We start from the raw sequence: 15,412 nt of genomic DNA, 5'->3' as shown, positions 1-15,412 counted from the left end.
AACTTGTTAAAAAAAGTCTGATTTATAAGAAATATATCATAGGGAGGAGATGGATGTAAGATGATCTACCTATTTTCATTACTTGCACTTATTCTGTTGCTACCTATTTTATATTTTATTCCGATAGGCATCAGCGTAAAAGGGAAACTACTAATTGCCGGTGTTGCATTTGGTTTAACGCTCCTTGGATTAGTCGCGTCTACCCAGTATCCAATTTGGATGATTGGAATCATGTTAATGGTTTTGTTAGGTCTTTCTTCTTATGTGATTGAGCAACGATTCAGTGGTCTTTTAGTCCTGGCTACCGGCACTGAGATGGATTTGGAAGAAGAACCTATGCAAATAGTCCATAAACATAAGGGATTAAAGGATAATGTACATAATAAAAAGGATGAAACTGAAGCTGAGGAAGAAAAAATGGATTTGATTGAGGATACCGTGAATTCCGTTCCGGTTGAAGAAGAAATAGCTCCAATTGAATCAGAGGATCTTTATGAAATCGAAGTAGACGTGGCACAAGGAGATCTTGAAACAGATGGATCTTTAAAACAAGATGAACCGTTACAAGCTGTCGATATCATAGAGGGGTACCCTGCCGCTGAAACTGAGTCGAAAAATGTCGATGATGATGAAAGTGAATGGTTCATAGAGAATACCGGTGAATACGAAGAAAACGAAGCTAAAAAAGAAATAGAAGAAGGAAATGAGTCTTCTGATATCGTTTTAAGTGAGATTGAAAGATTAATAAATGAACCTGACGAGAACATTGAGAATGAAAATGAAGAAATGAAGGATGTAGTTGATGATCAACTGGAACCTGTAGAAGATTTAGAGGACTTACCGGGTTCTGAAGATGAAATGGAAGATATTTTAGTTGAAGGTGAGGACCCCAAAATATTTGAGGATACAGAGGATAGTATTGCTGAAGAAATCAGTGAAGAAGACCTTCACGTACATGCACTTCCTAAAAGATCCAGGATCATGAGAGAGGTTATGAAAACCATGATTGAACAAATCACACTCTCGAAGAGCATTTTATCGTCCTACCAGATGGAAAACATGATTAAGCATTACTTACATCCAAGTTTACACGATCAAGATTACTATACATTTGCAAGAATATTAATGGATCATTACATTTCAACAGAGCAATACGATGACTTACAAATGTTTACTGACGGGATTTCAAAGAGATTCAATGAGTATCCGTATATTAAAATGGACATTGAGCAAACAAATGAGTTTGCATGGGAAAAGTTAAACGAAATTAAATTGACAGAATAGGTGAGATGACATGAAAAAGAGTGCAGAAATGAAAGCTTTACCGATTATCAGTATATCCGATGGAAGTGAAATAGGGAGGGTCAAATCCCTTGTAATCAATCCGGAAAAGGGCTCGGTTGATTTTCTGACCATCGAGCATGAAGATTGGCAGGTCAGTGTGAAGGCGATCCCGTTTAAAAAGATAGTTGGTATAGGGGAATATGCCGTAACAGTCGAAAATGAGAATGCCGTAATCGATTTAAATGAAATCCCGATTGCGAACCAGCTGGTGAATAAAAAAATTAAAATTAACGATACCCGCGTGATGACCCGCAAAGGCCAAATGATCGGCAGCATTCAAGAGTTTTATGTGGATGATGAAACCGGGGCTATTGTTTCCTTAGAATTAAATGCCCAAGATAACACGTTTTTCCTTGGTACGGAACATGTTCTAACATTTGGGAAAGATATCATTATTGTGAACGAAGACGCTGCAGAATATTTTAAAGGATCATTTGATCAACTTGTAAGTCCTGATCCTGTTTTCGAAGAAGAGCCTCTGCCTTTACAACCGCACCAACATGGCTTAGAGACCATTAAAACGAAACAGACTCAATTACTCACAGGAAAAAGAGTGATTGAAGATATATATAATTTAGAGGGGAATCTATTAATTGCTAAAGGTTCATCTCTAACCGAAGCTGATATTAAAGCTGCTCAAGACGCAGGTCCATCTGTTTTTGTTGATTTAACGATGAATATTAAGTAGGAGTCAGGAAGGAGCGCCTAGTGTGAAAAAAGGTCTACTTGTTAAACTGATGACCGTTTTGTTCTTATCCACATTCTTTCTATATGGATTTTCTCATTTAGGCGTCTTTGCTTATGAAACGTTCTTTGTTAAGTCACTCAATCTATCGAAACATGCAGCGGTTGCATCTATTAAACTGGGTGGAGCAAACAAAGAGGAAGCAATGAAGATACTGGATGAGAAAGTAGAGGAGTGGAAGGTAAATCAAAACCTGATGCTTGATTTCAATGGAGAAACAGCCAAAATCGACCCATCTCTCTTTCAATTTCATTTGGAAGAAAGCATAGAGAAACTTGTTGATGATGAAAACACAAGTTTAATTGTGACGATGGATGAAAAGGCATTCGATGCGTTTCTTTCAAATCAGTTCGCTGACTATAGGGGAGAAGACATCAACCTGCCATCTTTACGGGAGTATATCCTCTCTCTGGCTGGTAGTCTTCATAAAGAAGAGAGTTTACAGATATACGATTATGCAGCCAGTAATGAGTCTCCACAAGTCCTGTATGAGGCCGTGTCGAATGAATTAGAGGTTACACCAACGATCAAGAGCTTTATCGACAATTATCCCTCCATTCCCATTGTACCCAATTCCCAATTTTCCTTTTCGGATTTCCTGGAAACAGAAGGTTTTGTAGTTGAATCACAGGCTGATTTAAGTCCGGTTGCATCATTACTCTATCAGATCACCTTACATTCCAACTTTTCTATCATTGAACGAAATATAAGCAAGCTGCTTCCGGACTATGTCACCCTTGGCTTTGAAGCGAAATTCAATCCGATGAATAACCAGGATTTTGTCATCACCAATCCTAATTCAACCGGTTATGAGGTGAAGCTTGCCATCCAAGAGAATAGGATCAAGGCTCAATTGCAGGGGATCCCTTTCCCAAACTCTTATAATGTCCGTTTGTCGGAAAAGGAAACGTTCCCTCCACGGGTGATTAAACAGTTTAGCCCTTTTGTTGAAAAAGGAAGCATCGATATTCAACAAGAAGGGAAAGACGGGGTCCTGATTCGGGTCTATAAGCAAAAACTGAGTTCTACAGGTGAAATCCTTTCAGAAGAACTGATTAATGAAGATTTTTATGCACCACAGCATAAGATTACGGTGTATCCACTGCAGGAATTACAGGAAACCCCAAGTGGAACATTCGATAATGTGCCAACCGGGGAGAACGGTGAAGAATCATCGAATCAAGAATCGAATGATGGGGAAAAGGATGACACTTCCTCAATGGATGAGGAAGAGAACGAGAACCATTCCCCAGAGAAGGAAAGGGAAGATCCTGCCGACCAGGATTCTTCAAGACCATCAGATGGAGAAGCAAAACCAAAGAAAAAAGACATTAAATAAGTCGTGAAAGCGGGTGATAAGGTGACCACGATTAGAAAGAGGCTTGGAGACCTGCTGGTTGAAGCAGGGATCATATCCGCATCTCAGTTACAAGATACCCTGAAAGATAAGGCGAAGGGACAGAAGTTAGGGGATGCCCTGCTTCAAAGAGGATATATTACGGAACAGCAGTTGATTGAAGTACTGGAATTTCAATTGGGGATTCCCCATGTCAGCCTATACAGGTACCCCTTTGAAACGAACTTATTCCACTTGATTCCTAAAGAATCGGCTAAGCGGAACCTGATGATCCCCCTTAAAAAAGAAGGGGACAGGCTTTTTGTAGCCATGAGCGATCCTTTGGACTTTTACGCCATAGAGGATCTGCGCTTGGCCACAGGCTTTCAAATCGAGACAGCGATTGCAACCAAGGATGATATTCTGAAAGTCATCAATAAGTTTTATGACTTAGAGGATGGATTTGAAGACCTATTTCAGCAGAATCGGGATCAAAATAGAGCAGAAGAAGAAACGGAGGTGGATTCCGATTCACCCATCGTCCGATTAGTGAACGGAATCCTTTCGAATGCTGTGACCCAAAAAGCAAGTGATATACATATCGACCCTCAGGAAACCAAAGTCGTCATACGTTACAGGGTGGACGGCATTCTTAGGACAGAAAGAAATCTCCCGAAGCACATGCAAAGTATGTTGATTGCCAGGCTTAAAATCATGGCGAATCTCGACATAACCGAATTCAGGGTACCTCAGGACGGGAGGATCAAGGTGAATATCGACTTTCATCCCATCGACCTGCGTGTGTCGACACTACCGACAGTCTATGGAGAGAAAATTGTATTGAGGATTCTGGATTTAGGATCTAGCCTGAATGACCTCTTAAAACTGGGGTTCAACAAGGTAAATCAACAGAGGTTCATGAAGATGATTCAGCAGCCGACAGGGATTGTCCTCATCACGGGACCAACCGGTTCTGGGAAGTCTTCTACTTTATATGCTGCCTTAAATCACCTCAACAGTGAAGAAGTGAACATCATTACAATAGAAGATCCCGTTGAGTATCAGCTGGAGGGCATCAACCAGATCGGTGTGAATCAAAATGTCGGTTTGACCTTTGCGAAGGGGCTTCGGGCCATTTTGCGTCAAGATCCAAATATTATCATGGTCGGGGAAATACGTGACAGGGAGACAGTCGAAGTATCTATCCGTGCTTCCTTAACCGGTCATCTCGTGTTGAGTACCATCCATACCAATGACTCAATCAGTACGGTGACAAGACTATTGGATATGGGTGTAGAGCCCTTTTTGGTTGCCTCATCACTAAGCGGGGTCGTGGCTCAACGCTTGATCAGGAAGGTATGCCGTGATTGCAAACAAGAGATGCCGGCTACCAGGCGGGAGATTGAGATATTTGCCAAAAGGGGCATGAAGATCGAGACCATCACGAGAGGGCAGGGGTGCTCCTCCTGTAATATGACAGGATATAAAGGTCGGATTGCCATTCATGAGGTCCTCGTCATGAATGATGAAATGAAGAAGGTCATTCTGAACAACGAACCCTTCTCCAAGTTAAGGGAGCATGCCGTACGGAATAAAACCATTTTCTTAATTGATGACGGCTTGCTGAAAGTAAAACAGGGCTTGACCACGACCGAAGAAGTATTAAGAGTAGCGATTTCAGAGTAGGTGAATGTATTGAAAGAAAAAGTTGATTATCTTCTAAAGTCTGCTTACGAGTTAGGCGCGTCCGATATCCATCTTACTGTCGGCTCCCCTCCTATCTTCCGCATACATGGGGACTTGAAAAGATTCGGTAAAGAGAACTTATTGCCTGATAACACGGAATCAATGGCAAAGGCCATCATTTCTGAAACAATCTATCCCTCTTTTGAAGAAGTGGGTGAATTGGACTTTTCCTATGGAATCCCGGGCGTTTCAAGGTTCAGGGTGAATGCATTCAAACAACGTTCCTGTATATCTCTGGCCATACGTGTCATCCCGACTTCCATCCCTACAATGGAGGAATTGTTTCTTCCCCATGCATTGAAGACGATTGCTGAAAAACCACAGGGTCTCTTCCTTGTTACCGGACCTACGGGAAGTGGAAAGTCGACCACACTCGCATCCATAGTGGATTATATGAACCGGAAAATGAGGAAGCATATCATTACCCTGGAAGACCCCATCGAATACCTGCACAAACATGGGGCATCCATCATCGATCAGCGGGAAGTGGGATTTGATACAAGGTCATTTTCAAAAGGGTTGAGAAGTGCCTTGAGACAGGATCCGGATATTATTCTCGTAGGGGAAATGAGGGACCTGGAGACGATACATACTGCCATCACGGCAGCGGAAACCGGTCATCTGGTACTGGCAACCCTTCATACATCCAGTGCCCCTGCCACCATCGAGCGGATTGTAGACGTTTTCCCGCCGGAGCAGCAATCGCAAATCCGCGTACAGTTGGCATCGGTCCTGGTCGGGATCCTTTCACAGAGATTGTTTGCCACAGTGGATAAAAAAGGAAGAAGAGCTGCGACAGAGCTCCTCATGAATAATGCAGCGATTGCCAATTTGATTCGTTCCGAAAAAGTCCACCAAATTCAAAATGTCATGCAGACTTCCAAGAATTCAGGCATGCACATCATGAGCGACAGTGTGATGAGGCTTTATGAAAGTGGCATCATTTCAAAGGAAATGGCGTTTCCTTATACCAGAGAGGAGATTCCTCAATAAATGGGACGTTATAAGTACACAGGCAGGGACCAAAAAGGAAAGAAGTCTGGGATCATCACGGCATCATCCAAGAAGGATGCACTCATCCAGTTAAAAAAGCAGGAAGTAAGGGTCATTGAAATCCTGGAAATGCCTGAGACACTCATGACCAAAGACATAACGATCGGCAACCCGGTGAAATTACAGCATCTTGTTATTTTTCTGCGCCAGTTTGCGACCCTTCTTCAAGCCGGGGTCACAGTGGTTGATTCGACTCATATCCTGGCCGAGCAGACAGAGAGTAAGGCACTCGGTAAAGCCCTAACGGAAATCGAGGATGAATTGCGGGATGGGAACCCATTATCTGAAGCCTTCTCCCGTCACAAGAAGATTTTTGAACCAATGCTGATCAATATGCTAAAGGCCGGGGAAGCGTCAGGGAGCCTGGATGAGACATTGGAAGGGCTCGCCACTCATTATGAAAAGCAGCATATCACGAAACAGAAAATCATTTCGGCGTTAGCGTATCCAATGGTTGTCGGCGTCATTGCCATCGGTGTCGTGATATTCTTACTGGCTGCCGTTGTGCCGACGTTCGTGAATATGCTGACCGATTTCGGCGGCGAACTGCCCGCCATCACAAAGTTTGTTATTGCTTCAAGTGAATTCATGCAAAAGTTCTGGTATATCATCATTTTGTTTTTTGTATTCATTGCTTTCTCTCTGGCCATGTTAAGAAGAGATAAACGATCGAAGTATTATCTGGACTATGCCATCCTGAGGATCCCGATTTTCGGGAAGATGTTGCAGAAAGCGGTACTGGCGAGAATGACGAGAACATTAAGCTCATTATTTTCAAGCTCAGTCCCTATTTTACAAGCATTAGCCATCGTCGAAAAAGTTGTGGAAAATGAAGTGGTAGCACGTGTGATCGGCGAATCCCGGAGGTCATTGGAGAAGGGGACGTCCCTTACAGACCCAATGAAACGGCATTGGGCTTTTCCTCCATTGGTGACGCAGATGATTGCAATAGGGGAAGAGACAGGATCCCTTGACTCTATGCTGGCGAAAGTAGCGGACTTCTACGAAAAAGAAGTGGAAAGTGCGACAGACCGTCTTAAATCACTGATCGAACCACTCATGATCGTCATGCTGGCAGGTCTGGTCGGGACAATCGTGACCTCGATTTTAGTTCCGATGTTCGAAATCTTCAATAATGTTCAAAACTATTAGAAAATACCTATAATTTTACAAAAAATTTGATTTTTTTGTCGGATGAGTGTTGTATACTAGTACTAGATTACTAGTTTTTAGTAAAAGATATATAAACAGGAGGAATTACCATGTTAAAGAAAATGGGGAAAAGATTGAAAAATGAGCGGGGATTGACGCTTATCGAATTACTTGCTGTTGTCGTTATTTTAGGTATTATTGCGGCGATTGCGATTCCTAGTATTGGTGGGTTGATTAATAACTCTCGTGCTGATGCCCATATTGCAAATGCTCAGCAGATGGTTAATGCTGCAAGATTATCAATGACTGGAGAAGAAATTGCAGATGGTGGGCAAATAAATTTAGATACATTAGAAGATAATGGATATCTTGAGCCTGTAGATAATCCGTCTGGAGGTACGTACGATGGTCAGGCTTCATTTGTAACTATCGATGCAGATGGAGACCATACAGTTACCTTATCAAATGGTACAAGTCTCTATCTAGACAATGATAATCCAGATGAAATCACTCGAGATGATGTAGATATGTAATATGGGTGTAATAGCTTTCATCTACGGTCTCCTCCTAGGCTCCTTCTACAACGTAGTCGGCCTTCGGATACCGCTCAAAAAGTCAATCGTCAAACCAAGATCAGCCTGCCCGTACTGTCAACATACGCTGACAGCCAAGGAACTGATACCCGTACTATCCTATATCACACAAGGGGGAAAATGCGCTCAGTGTAAGGGGCGCATTTCTCCTCTTTATCCATTGATGGAACTATCTACCGGACTCTTATTCTTACTTTCTTATATTATGTTAGGCTTTCAGCCGGAGCTGATTGTGGCTCTTACACTTGTCTCTTTATTCATGATCATCACGGTCAGTGATCTGAAATATATGGTGATTCCCGATAAGGTGTTGTTGTTCTTTTCGGTGCTGTTTATCTCAGAACGAATATTCATCCCTTTAAACCCTTGGTGGGACAGCATTGCTGGGAGCATTACCGGCTTTTGCCTGCTTCTTTTGATTGCCATCATCAGCAAAGGGGGAATGGGTGGCGGTGATATTAAACTGTTCGCTGTGATTGGTTTTGTTGTGGGGGTCAAGGTGATGCTTTTTTCCTTTTTCCTCGCTACCCTTTTTGGAGCGGTGGCCGGTATTGCGGGCCTGATGCTTGGTTTTTTCAAAAAAGGGGAACCCATTGCTTTCGGGCCATATATCGTATTAGGAACACTCGCAGCATACTTCTTTCACCAGCCAATCCTGCATTGGTATTTTTCTTTATATAGCTAAAGGGGTTATTCAAGATGTTATCTCGTCTCTTCAATAAGAATAAAAATAAAATCAATATCGTCATCAGTGATCAATGGATTCGATTTGTAGAATTGAAATCTGTTTCTCCTTTACATATTCACCATTTTGGAGAGAAACGAATAGCTGACGGGATGATCTCCGATGGCAAAATCATTGAAAAAGAAGCTTTTCAAGTCTTTTTGGAAGAGTGTGTCCTTGATTGGGGAATCAAGAAGAGGGAAGTTCAATTCATCGTTCCGAATACTCAGATGATCATCAGGAAGATGGAGATATCATCCGATATTGAAGACGATGAGGTGAAGAGCCACTTGTTCCTGGAAATCGGGACGAGTATCCACCTGCCTTTTGAAAATCCGGTTTTTGATGTGGTGGTTGTAGGAAATAAAGGAGACAAGAAAGAGATCATCCTGGTGGCGGCACCGGAAGATATTGTCATGGAATATCAGCAGATCCTGACTGATGCCCATTTAAAGCCCGTTGTGGCGGATATTAGTCCACTTGCCTTTTATCGCTATGTTCACTCATTGGAGCTAACTCATAGAGAGGACCATGAAATGCTCCTCTATTTCAATCAGGCTAATGTGACCGTATCTATCTTTCATGATCATCAGCCTGTATTTTTCAGGCCGATCGGCTTGGGGGAGGATCGGGAAGTAATGGATGAGAGGATGTATCACAATGATTTTCAATCCCTTCAATTCGATGACGTGATGAAAGAAATCGACAAAGTGATCAGCTTTTACCGATATACACTAACAAATGATGAAGCCATGATTAATAAAATATACGTTACCGGTGACCATCCCATGGTAGGGGAAATCCACACCCTTTTATCAGATCGGTTCGAGGTCGATATTATCCAGGTGCCGACAGCGGCACGGGACGCCTACACCAATGAAGAACTATCGAGTGCGTTTCTACTCGCCATTGGTTTAGGATTAAAAGAGGTGATATAGTGCTCGTCGATATCAATTTATTACCTCAAAATGAAAAAGGGAGTCGTCAGTGGCTGTATGTGGTTATCGGTGTGCTATCCTTTGGGATCCTTGCTCTTCTTGTTCTTTTTCTGCTGGCTTTCAATATTGGAAAAGACGTGGACGTCCTGACGACGGAATTACAGAGTACCAAGCAGCTCAGGGCTGAAAAAGAACAAAGTATTTCTGATTTTGAATCATCCGATGCCTGGGTACAATTGGAGAGTGCAGTCAGATGGGCGGAAAGCTATCCCATCGATACCGTGCCAGTCTTGAATCACCTGGTCGAATTACTGCCGGAACGGGGTTTCGTGAAGCAATTTACATACGCTGAAGATGGGAGTATCCAACTCTCGATTCAATTTGACACAAGCAGTGAAGCTGCGTTTTATTTAACGCATCTGAAGGAATCCCGGTACATTCAGGAAGCGACTTTATTAGCGCTGGCTACAGAAACCATCTCTGAAAATGATAGTCTAACAGCCGTTAATACTGAAACCATCTTACCAAGGTATATAGGTCAGTATGAAGTAACGTTAAATAGAGTAGAGATAAAGAAAATGGAAACAGAGGAAACTTCCGATGAGCAGGGAGGCGATTCGGAATGAATGTACGATTCGAGAAAAAAGAATGGTTACTGATCGGTACATCCATCGTTATGGCAGTATTTCTTATCCTCGGGGGAGTATGGTTCTACTATCTACCCGTGAAAAATCAGAAAGAAAGTCTGCAGAATGAAATCAAAACGGAAGAGAAGCTGATTGAAGCATTGGATTCTAAGATTTCTTCCATTAAACAGGCTTCCTTTGAAAATTCCAGTTCACTGCAACAAAAGGTTCCGGTCAAACCTCTTACTCAGCAGCTGCTTATAGATCTGGAAAAAGCGGAAATCGTCTCGGACAGTTTCATCACAAGCATTGAATTTACGGAAGGTGCCGTCGACCTTCCTGTAACTGAATCCATGGGCGCCGGGGGTGATGATTCCGGAGCGGATGGTGAAGGAACTGAAGAAGGCGCTGAAGTGAACCCGGCACCTGTTGTGGTCCTTCCACAAGGTCTTCAAAAACTGACAGCCACGATTTCTGTAGAAGCAAAGAGCTATTTCGAGATAGAGGAGTTCATCAATAAATTAGAAGAGCTGCATCGCATCGTGGAAGTAGAACAGATTTCTTTCAGCGGACCGGCTGAGTTACTGCAATACCAAGATGAATTTGAAAATATTCAATTGAATTTAGTCGTGTCCGCCTTTTATTTACCTGGTTTAGTAGAACTTGAAAAGGAGCTGCCAAAGCTCGATGCACCACTGCCTTCTAACAAAAAGAATCCTTTTCAGCAGTTCCCAGAACAAAAGTCAGAAGAACTAGATACCAATTAAAGGTTTGATGATAATGCGTGAAAATGAAAAAGGATATACGCTTGTAGAATTGCTTGCTGTTATCGTGATCTTAGGGATCATCGCCGTCATTGCTGTATTGGCGATAAACAATCTGATTGAAAAATCAAAGAAACAGGCGTTTGTGGCAAACGCACTTACGATGAAAAGTTCAGCGCAATACTATGCGAAGGATGCCATGCTTCAAGAGAAGGTAACGGGTAAGATTACGTATAAAGAATTGATAGATGCTCAATTGATTGAACCGATCTTGGATCCCCATTCCAAAACAGTCATGGCACCGGATGAATCCTCTTATGTTTTGGCTGACGGGGAGAGTGTGATATCCATTTGTTTATTGGGGGAAGAGTATAATCTCTGTACAAATGGAAACGGAGTTAAGGAAGAAATCCCGTTTTCTACCCTTTCTATTCAATCACTTCAGAAAAACTAAAAAATTTGACGAAAACCTATTAGGACAAGACGACAAAAGTCTTGTTCTTTTTTTTATTGGATGTGATAGCATGGAAAAAAATAGATGAAGGAGGGTGGCGATGATGAATAATAAAAGAGACAAAGATAAAAAGATATCTATTAAAATTAATGGTGAAAAAACAAATTTTGACGAAGATCTTCTTGTATATGATTGGAAGTCGGGGGAGTCTGAAGCAGCTGCCGGGGAAGAGGCGGAAGACAATGGATTCGATTGGATACTTCCCGACGATGAGGAAGCCCAGCCTCCTAAGGAATACAAAAAAATCAATTATGTGTCAGGGAACAAGAAGAAGCGCAAGTCTTTCAAAAATCCTTTTCAGGACTCTGTCAATCTTCTAATGTCCATCATTGGTGCGGTTGTGGTGGGAGCGGTGCTGGGATTCGGCACGCTTAAAGTCATTACGACAACAGATGGTCCTTCGGCGCCGGCGGCAACGCTGCAAGATACGACAGCAGAAGGAAATACGGAAGGGAAGCAGTCTGTATCGGCTGTTGAATTACAGGATTTCTCAACGTCGATCCTTCAAGGCGGCGTGTTTTCAACAGAGGAATCGCTTAATGCCATGAAGGACAGCTTAGCAGGTAAAGGGATGAAGAGTGCAAGTGTGGAAAAGGATGGACAATTCTTTCTTTTATTGGGTGTTTCGGGAGATCTTGAAACAGCCAAATCGCTTGGAGCGGAATTGAAGGAACAAGGGGTAGACGTGTTTGCGAAAGAATTTGTATTTGGAGCTAAAGGAATAAATGCTTCAAAGGAAGAGAAATCCTTTTTGGAAAAGGGAAATGGGCTTTACAACACATTAGCGCAGGAGAGCAGCAGTGGAATGGTCGGTGGAACGCCTGATGAAAAGACGATTCAAACGATTCAATCCGGAGTGAAGGAATTGGAAGGAATCAAGGTGGGTCAAGAGTCCATCGCGTCCATGAAAGAGTCCTTGGTCAATGCAGGGAATCTCGCGGTGGCGATGAAGTCCCCGGAGGATGCCCAGAAAGTTCAGGAAGAGCTGTTATCCTACCTTCAACTTTACAGTGGATTATAATTTCGACTGGATTAGACTATTTTCTAGGAAATAATCTTTTACCGAAAATAGAGCCTCTCTCATTTTGTCAGATTTATGCTTCCTGACCATAAGAGTGCCGGCTCTATTTTTACTTGTTTAAAGAGGCGGAATTTGGTAGTATATTCATGTATCTCCCAATTTCTACTCTGAAAGGATTGGTATGGTGTGTCCAACCTCATACTCGCTTCACAATCTCCTCGTCGAAAAGAACTTCTGCAACAAATTCAACTTTCTTTTTCCGTTATCAGCTCTACTGTAGAGGAAACTTTTTCATCTGATTTATCTCCCCATGAAGTCGTAATGTATCTTGCCCGCAAAAAAGCGAAAGAAATCTCGAATCAATACCCCACTCACTATGTAATCGGTTCAGACACCGTCGTAGCGAAGGATGATCAGATTCTTGGTAAACCGGAATCCAAAGAGGAAGCGAAAGAAATGCTATCCATGCTTTCCGGCTCTACCCATTTTGTCTACACCGGGGTTGCCATTCTGCGTGGTGACGTGGAGGAACTCTTTTATGAAAAAACGGATGTGACGTTTTGGGAGTTGACTTCTAAAGAGATCGACGAATATATTGCATCTGAAGAACCTTTTGATAAAGCCGGTTCATATGGTATTCAAGGAATCGGAGCGAAATTTGTCAAAGAAATCAAAGGTGATTATTTCTCCGTCGTTGGCTTACCCATCTCACGAGTGAATCGTGTTTTACTTGAAATGGGCTATCTTCAACCAGAGTGACTCCCAAGCGTACGAAAAGGAGGAACCAATGGTTAAAACAATACCCCAGCATGAAGAAAACAGGCTGATGATCCGGGATTTCCCTCAAGATGAAAGACCTCGGGAAAGACTGATTCAAAGTGGGGCGGCAAGCCTGTCCAATCAGGAGCTCTTGGCTATCCTACTCCGGACCGGTACGAAATCCGAGTCTGTTCTACAATTGTCCAACCGTCTGCTCAATCACTTTGATGGATTGAATCTATTAAAGGATGCTTCCCTGGAAGAGATTACGAAAACGAAGGGAATCGGCCTTGCAAAGGCGGTTCAAATCATGGCCGCCGTCGAATTCGGTCGAAGAATCAGCAACTTGGCTTTTGACGACAGATATAGCATCCGTTCCCCCGAAGACGGAGCCAATTATGTCATGAACGACATGAGATTTTTGGCCCAGGAGCATTTTGTATGCTTATACCTCAACACAAAGAATCAAGTTCTCCACAAGCAAACCATCTTTATTGGAAGTCTGAATGCTTCCATCGTGCACCCCCGGGAGGTCTTCAAGGAAGCCTTCCGACGATCCGCCGCATCGATCATTTGTATCCATAACCATCCATCGGGAGATCCGACTCCAAGCAGAGAAGATATAGAGGTCACAAAAAGATTAGTAGAATGTGGTCGAATCATTGGTATTGATATACTCGATCATCTTATAATAGGGGAGAAGAAGTTTATCAGTTTAAAGGAAAAAGGGTATTTATGACACTATGATTTTTTTCCTGGTTGCGATATAATTAAGTTTATGATTTTACAAACAATATGGTGATTCTATATAACGCATTCTTTGAAAAAAGAGAGTCATTCTTCAAGGGAATGAGTCTTTTCGTTATGCATGAACGAACAATTATTGTGACGAAAATTACGAGGATAGAGAGTGATTGGACAACTCTCCTGTGAAAACACATATAAAACGTTAAAAACCAGCCAATTTGTATCAGAAAGGGAGATACCATTCATGTTTGGAACGAAAGATTTAGGGATTGACTTAGGAACAGCTAACACATTGGTGTACTTGAAAGGCAAAGGGATTGTCGTTCGCGAACCTTCTGTTGTAGCACTTCAAACGGATAACAAGCATATCGTTGCAGTTGGAAATGATGCTAAGAACATGATCGGTAGAACACCGGGGAATGTCGTGGCTCTTCGCCCGATGAAAGATGGGGTAATCGCTGACTACGAAACAACAGCCACGATGATGAAGTATTACATAAGACAAGCGACGCGTAATAAAGGAGCTTTTTCCCGAAAGCCTTACGTCATGGTTTGTGTACCTTCAGGCATAACCGGAGTTGAAGAAAGAGCGGTCATCGATGCAACAAGACAGGCAGGAGCAAGGGATGCTTACACGATCGAAGAGCCGTTTGCCGCTGCAATTGGTGCAAACCTGCCAGTATGGGAACCGACAGGAAGTATGGTCGTAGATATCGGTGGAGGAACGACGGAAGTAGCCATCATCTCTTTAGGAGGGATTGTGACAAGTCAGTCGATCCGTGTAGCCGGGGATGAGATGGATGATGCCATCATCAACTATATCCGCAAAACGTATAACCTGATGATCGGGGACCGTACAGCGGAGACGATCAAAATGGAAGTCGGTTCTGCAGGTGACTCTGAAGGAATTGAAGCAATGGAGATTCGCGGACGTGACCTTCTTACCGGTCTGCCGAAAACGATCGAAGTAACGGCGATTGAAATTGCATCTGCTCTTCGTGATACCGTATACACGATTGTCGATGCCGTTAAGAGTACATTAGAGAAAACACCGCCAGAACTCGCGGCTGACATCATGGACAGAGGAATTGTGCTGACAGGTGGAGGGGCGCTTCTTCGTAATCTTGACAAAGTGATCAGTGATGAAACGAAAATGCCGGTCCTCATTGCAGAGGAGCCTCTGGATTGTGTGGCAATCGGTACAGGGAAAGCCCTCGACCACATCCATCTCTTTAAAAATCGAGGAAAATAATTAACAATAATAGATAGTGAATAATGAATGGGGGACGTTTCCTTAAGGGTGCTTGGTTAGCCTTAAGGTCGGCCCCATCTTTTTTCGAACAACCATGA

16 protein-coding genes are annotated in these 15,412 nt (G+C 42.7%); all 16 read left to right on the top strand.

The window, feature by feature from the left end:
• The first annotated feature begins 60 nt into the window (after positions 1-60).
• The 16 genes from ACOSV2_RS09830 (at position 61) to ACOSV2_RS09755 (ending at position 15,314) form a co-directional block, all read left to right on the top strand.
• Complete coding sequence (locus tag ACOSV2_RS09830; RefSeq protein ID WP_428974920.1) at positions 61-1,284, top strand: hypothetical protein; 1,224 nt, start codon at positions 61-63, stop codon at positions 1,282-1,284.
• A 10-nt stretch (positions 1,285-1,294) separates the two neighbouring features.
• Positions 1,295-2,032: a PRC-barrel domain-containing protein gene (locus tag ACOSV2_RS09825; RefSeq protein WP_428974919.1), complete on the top strand. Its 738-nt coding sequence runs from the start codon at positions 1,295-1,297 to the stop codon at positions 2,030-2,032.
• A gap of 22 nt (positions 2,033-2,054) precedes the next feature.
• Positions 2,055-3,428 carry a VanW family protein gene (locus ACOSV2_RS09820; RefSeq protein ID WP_428974918.1) on the top strand — a complete coding sequence of 458 codons (1,374 nt, stop codon included), beginning with the start codon at positions 2,055-2,057 and terminating at the stop codon, positions 3,426-3,428.
• A gap of 21 nt (positions 3,429-3,449) precedes the next feature.
• Positions 3,450-5,111 (top strand): GspE/PulE family protein, encoded by a 1,662-nt coding sequence (locus ACOSV2_RS09815; protein ID WP_428974917.1) that lies wholly within the window; start codon positions 3,450-3,452, stop codon positions 5,109-5,111.
• Between the two features lie 9 nt (positions 5,112-5,120).
• Complete coding sequence (locus ACOSV2_RS09810; protein ID WP_428974916.1) at positions 5,121-6,164, top strand: type IV pilus twitching motility protein PilT; 1,044 nt, start codon at positions 5,121-5,123, stop codon at positions 6,162-6,164.
• Positions 6,165-7,376, top strand: coding sequence for a type II secretion system F family protein (locus ACOSV2_RS09805; RefSeq protein WP_428974915.1), 1,212 nt, complete (start codon positions 6,165-6,167; stop codon positions 7,374-7,376).
• Between the two features lie 110 nt (positions 7,377-7,486).
• Complete coding sequence (locus ACOSV2_RS09800; protein WP_428974914.1) at positions 7,487-7,909, top strand: prepilin-type N-terminal cleavage/methylation domain-containing protein; 423 nt, start codon at positions 7,487-7,489, stop codon at positions 7,907-7,909.
• Between the two features lies 1 nt (position 7,910).
• Entirely contained in the window at positions 7,911-8,654 is a 744-nt protein-coding gene (locus ACOSV2_RS09795) for a prepilin peptidase (RefSeq protein ID WP_428974913.1), read from the top strand.
• 14 nt (positions 8,655-8,668) lie between these two features.
• A complete protein-coding gene (gene pilM / locus ACOSV2_RS09790) occupies positions 8,669-9,631 on the top strand; it encodes a type IV pilus biogenesis protein PilM (RefSeq protein ID WP_428974912.1) in 963 nt (320 codons plus the stop codon).
• On the top strand, positions 9,631-10,257 hold the full coding sequence (locus ACOSV2_RS09785; protein WP_428974911.1) for a PilN domain-containing protein: 627 nt from the start codon (positions 9,631-9,633) through the stop codon (positions 10,255-10,257). Before pilM ends, ACOSV2_RS09785 begins: the two co-directional genes overlap by 1 nt.
• Positions 10,254-11,024 carry a hypothetical protein gene (locus ACOSV2_RS09780; protein ID WP_428974910.1) on the top strand — a complete coding sequence of 257 codons (771 nt, stop codon included), beginning with the start codon at positions 10,254-10,256 and terminating at the stop codon, positions 11,022-11,024. The genes ACOSV2_RS09785 and ACOSV2_RS09780 overlap by 4 nt, the downstream gene beginning before the upstream one ends.
• A 13-nt stretch (positions 11,025-11,037) precedes the next feature.
• Positions 11,038-11,475, top strand: coding sequence for a type II secretion system protein (locus ACOSV2_RS09775; protein WP_428974909.1), 438 nt, complete (start codon positions 11,038-11,040; stop codon positions 11,473-11,475).
• 100 nt (positions 11,476-11,575) lie between these two features.
• Positions 11,576-12,556 carry an SPOR domain-containing protein gene (locus ACOSV2_RS09770; RefSeq protein WP_428974908.1) on the top strand — a complete coding sequence of 327 codons (981 nt, stop codon included), beginning with the start codon at positions 11,576-11,578 and terminating at the stop codon, positions 12,554-12,556.
• Between the two features lie 186 nt (positions 12,557-12,742).
• Positions 12,743-13,315, top strand: a complete 573-nt coding sequence (locus ACOSV2_RS09765; RefSeq protein WP_428974907.1) for a Maf family protein — start codon at positions 12,743-12,745, stop codon at positions 13,313-13,315.
• Positions 13,316-13,343: 28 nt separating this feature from the next.
• Positions 13,344-14,054, top strand: a complete 711-nt coding sequence (radC, locus tag ACOSV2_RS09760) for a RadC family protein (protein ID WP_113969496.1) — start codon at positions 13,344-13,346, stop codon at positions 14,052-14,054.
• Between the two features lie 252 nt (positions 14,055-14,306).
• Positions 14,307-15,314, top strand: a complete 1,008-nt coding sequence (locus ACOSV2_RS09755; RefSeq protein WP_113969495.1) for a rod shape-determining protein — start codon at positions 14,307-14,309, stop codon at positions 15,312-15,314.
• Positions 15,315-15,412: the final 98 nt, after the last annotated feature.

Source organism: Rossellomorea sp. DUT-2 (assembly GCF_052665285.1).
Note: the sequence above shows the minus strand (reverse complement) of the source record. Positions and strands in the feature narration are given on the sequence as shown.

What these genes read in the sequence shown, in the direction of transcription:
- ACOSV2_RS09830 (WP_428974920.1), top strand. Translation starts at nt 61, where the DNA reads ATGATCTACCTATTTTCATTACTTGCACTTATTCTGTTGCTACCTATT.
- ACOSV2_RS09825 (WP_428974919.1), top strand. Translation starts at nt 1,295, where the DNA reads ATGAAAAAGAGTGCAGAAATGAAAGCTTTACCGATTATCAGTATATCC.
- ACOSV2_RS09805 (WP_428974915.1), top strand. Translation starts at nt 6,165, where the DNA reads ATGGGACGTTATAAGTACACAGGCAGGGACCAAAAAGGAAAGAAGTCT.
- ACOSV2_RS09800 (WP_428974914.1), top strand. Translation starts at nt 7,487, where the DNA reads ATGTTAAAGAAAATGGGGAAAAGATTGAAAAATGAGCGGGGATTGACG.
- ACOSV2_RS09795 (WP_428974913.1), top strand. Translation starts at nt 7,911, where the DNA reads ATGGGTGTAATAGCTTTCATCTACGGTCTCCTCCTAGGCTCCTTCTAC.
- pilM (WP_428974912.1), top strand. Translation starts at nt 8,669, where the DNA reads ATGTTATCTCGTCTCTTCAATAAGAATAAAAATAAAATCAATATCGTC.
- ACOSV2_RS09780 (WP_428974910.1), top strand. Translation starts at nt 10,254, where the DNA reads ATGAATGTACGATTCGAGAAAAAAGAATGGTTACTGATCGGTACATCC.
- ACOSV2_RS09775 (WP_428974909.1), top strand. Translation starts at nt 11,038, where the DNA reads ATGCGTGAAAATGAAAAAGGATATACGCTTGTAGAATTGCTTGCTGTT.
- ACOSV2_RS09770 (WP_428974908.1), top strand. Translation starts at nt 11,576, where the DNA reads ATGATGAATAATAAAAGAGACAAAGATAAAAAGATATCTATTAAAATT.
- radC (WP_113969496.1), top strand. Translation starts at nt 13,344, where the DNA reads ATGGTTAAAACAATACCCCAGCATGAAGAAAACAGGCTGATGATCCGG.
- ACOSV2_RS09755 (WP_113969495.1), top strand. Translation starts at nt 14,307, where the DNA reads ATGTTTGGAACGAAAGATTTAGGGATTGACTTAGGAACAGCTAACACA.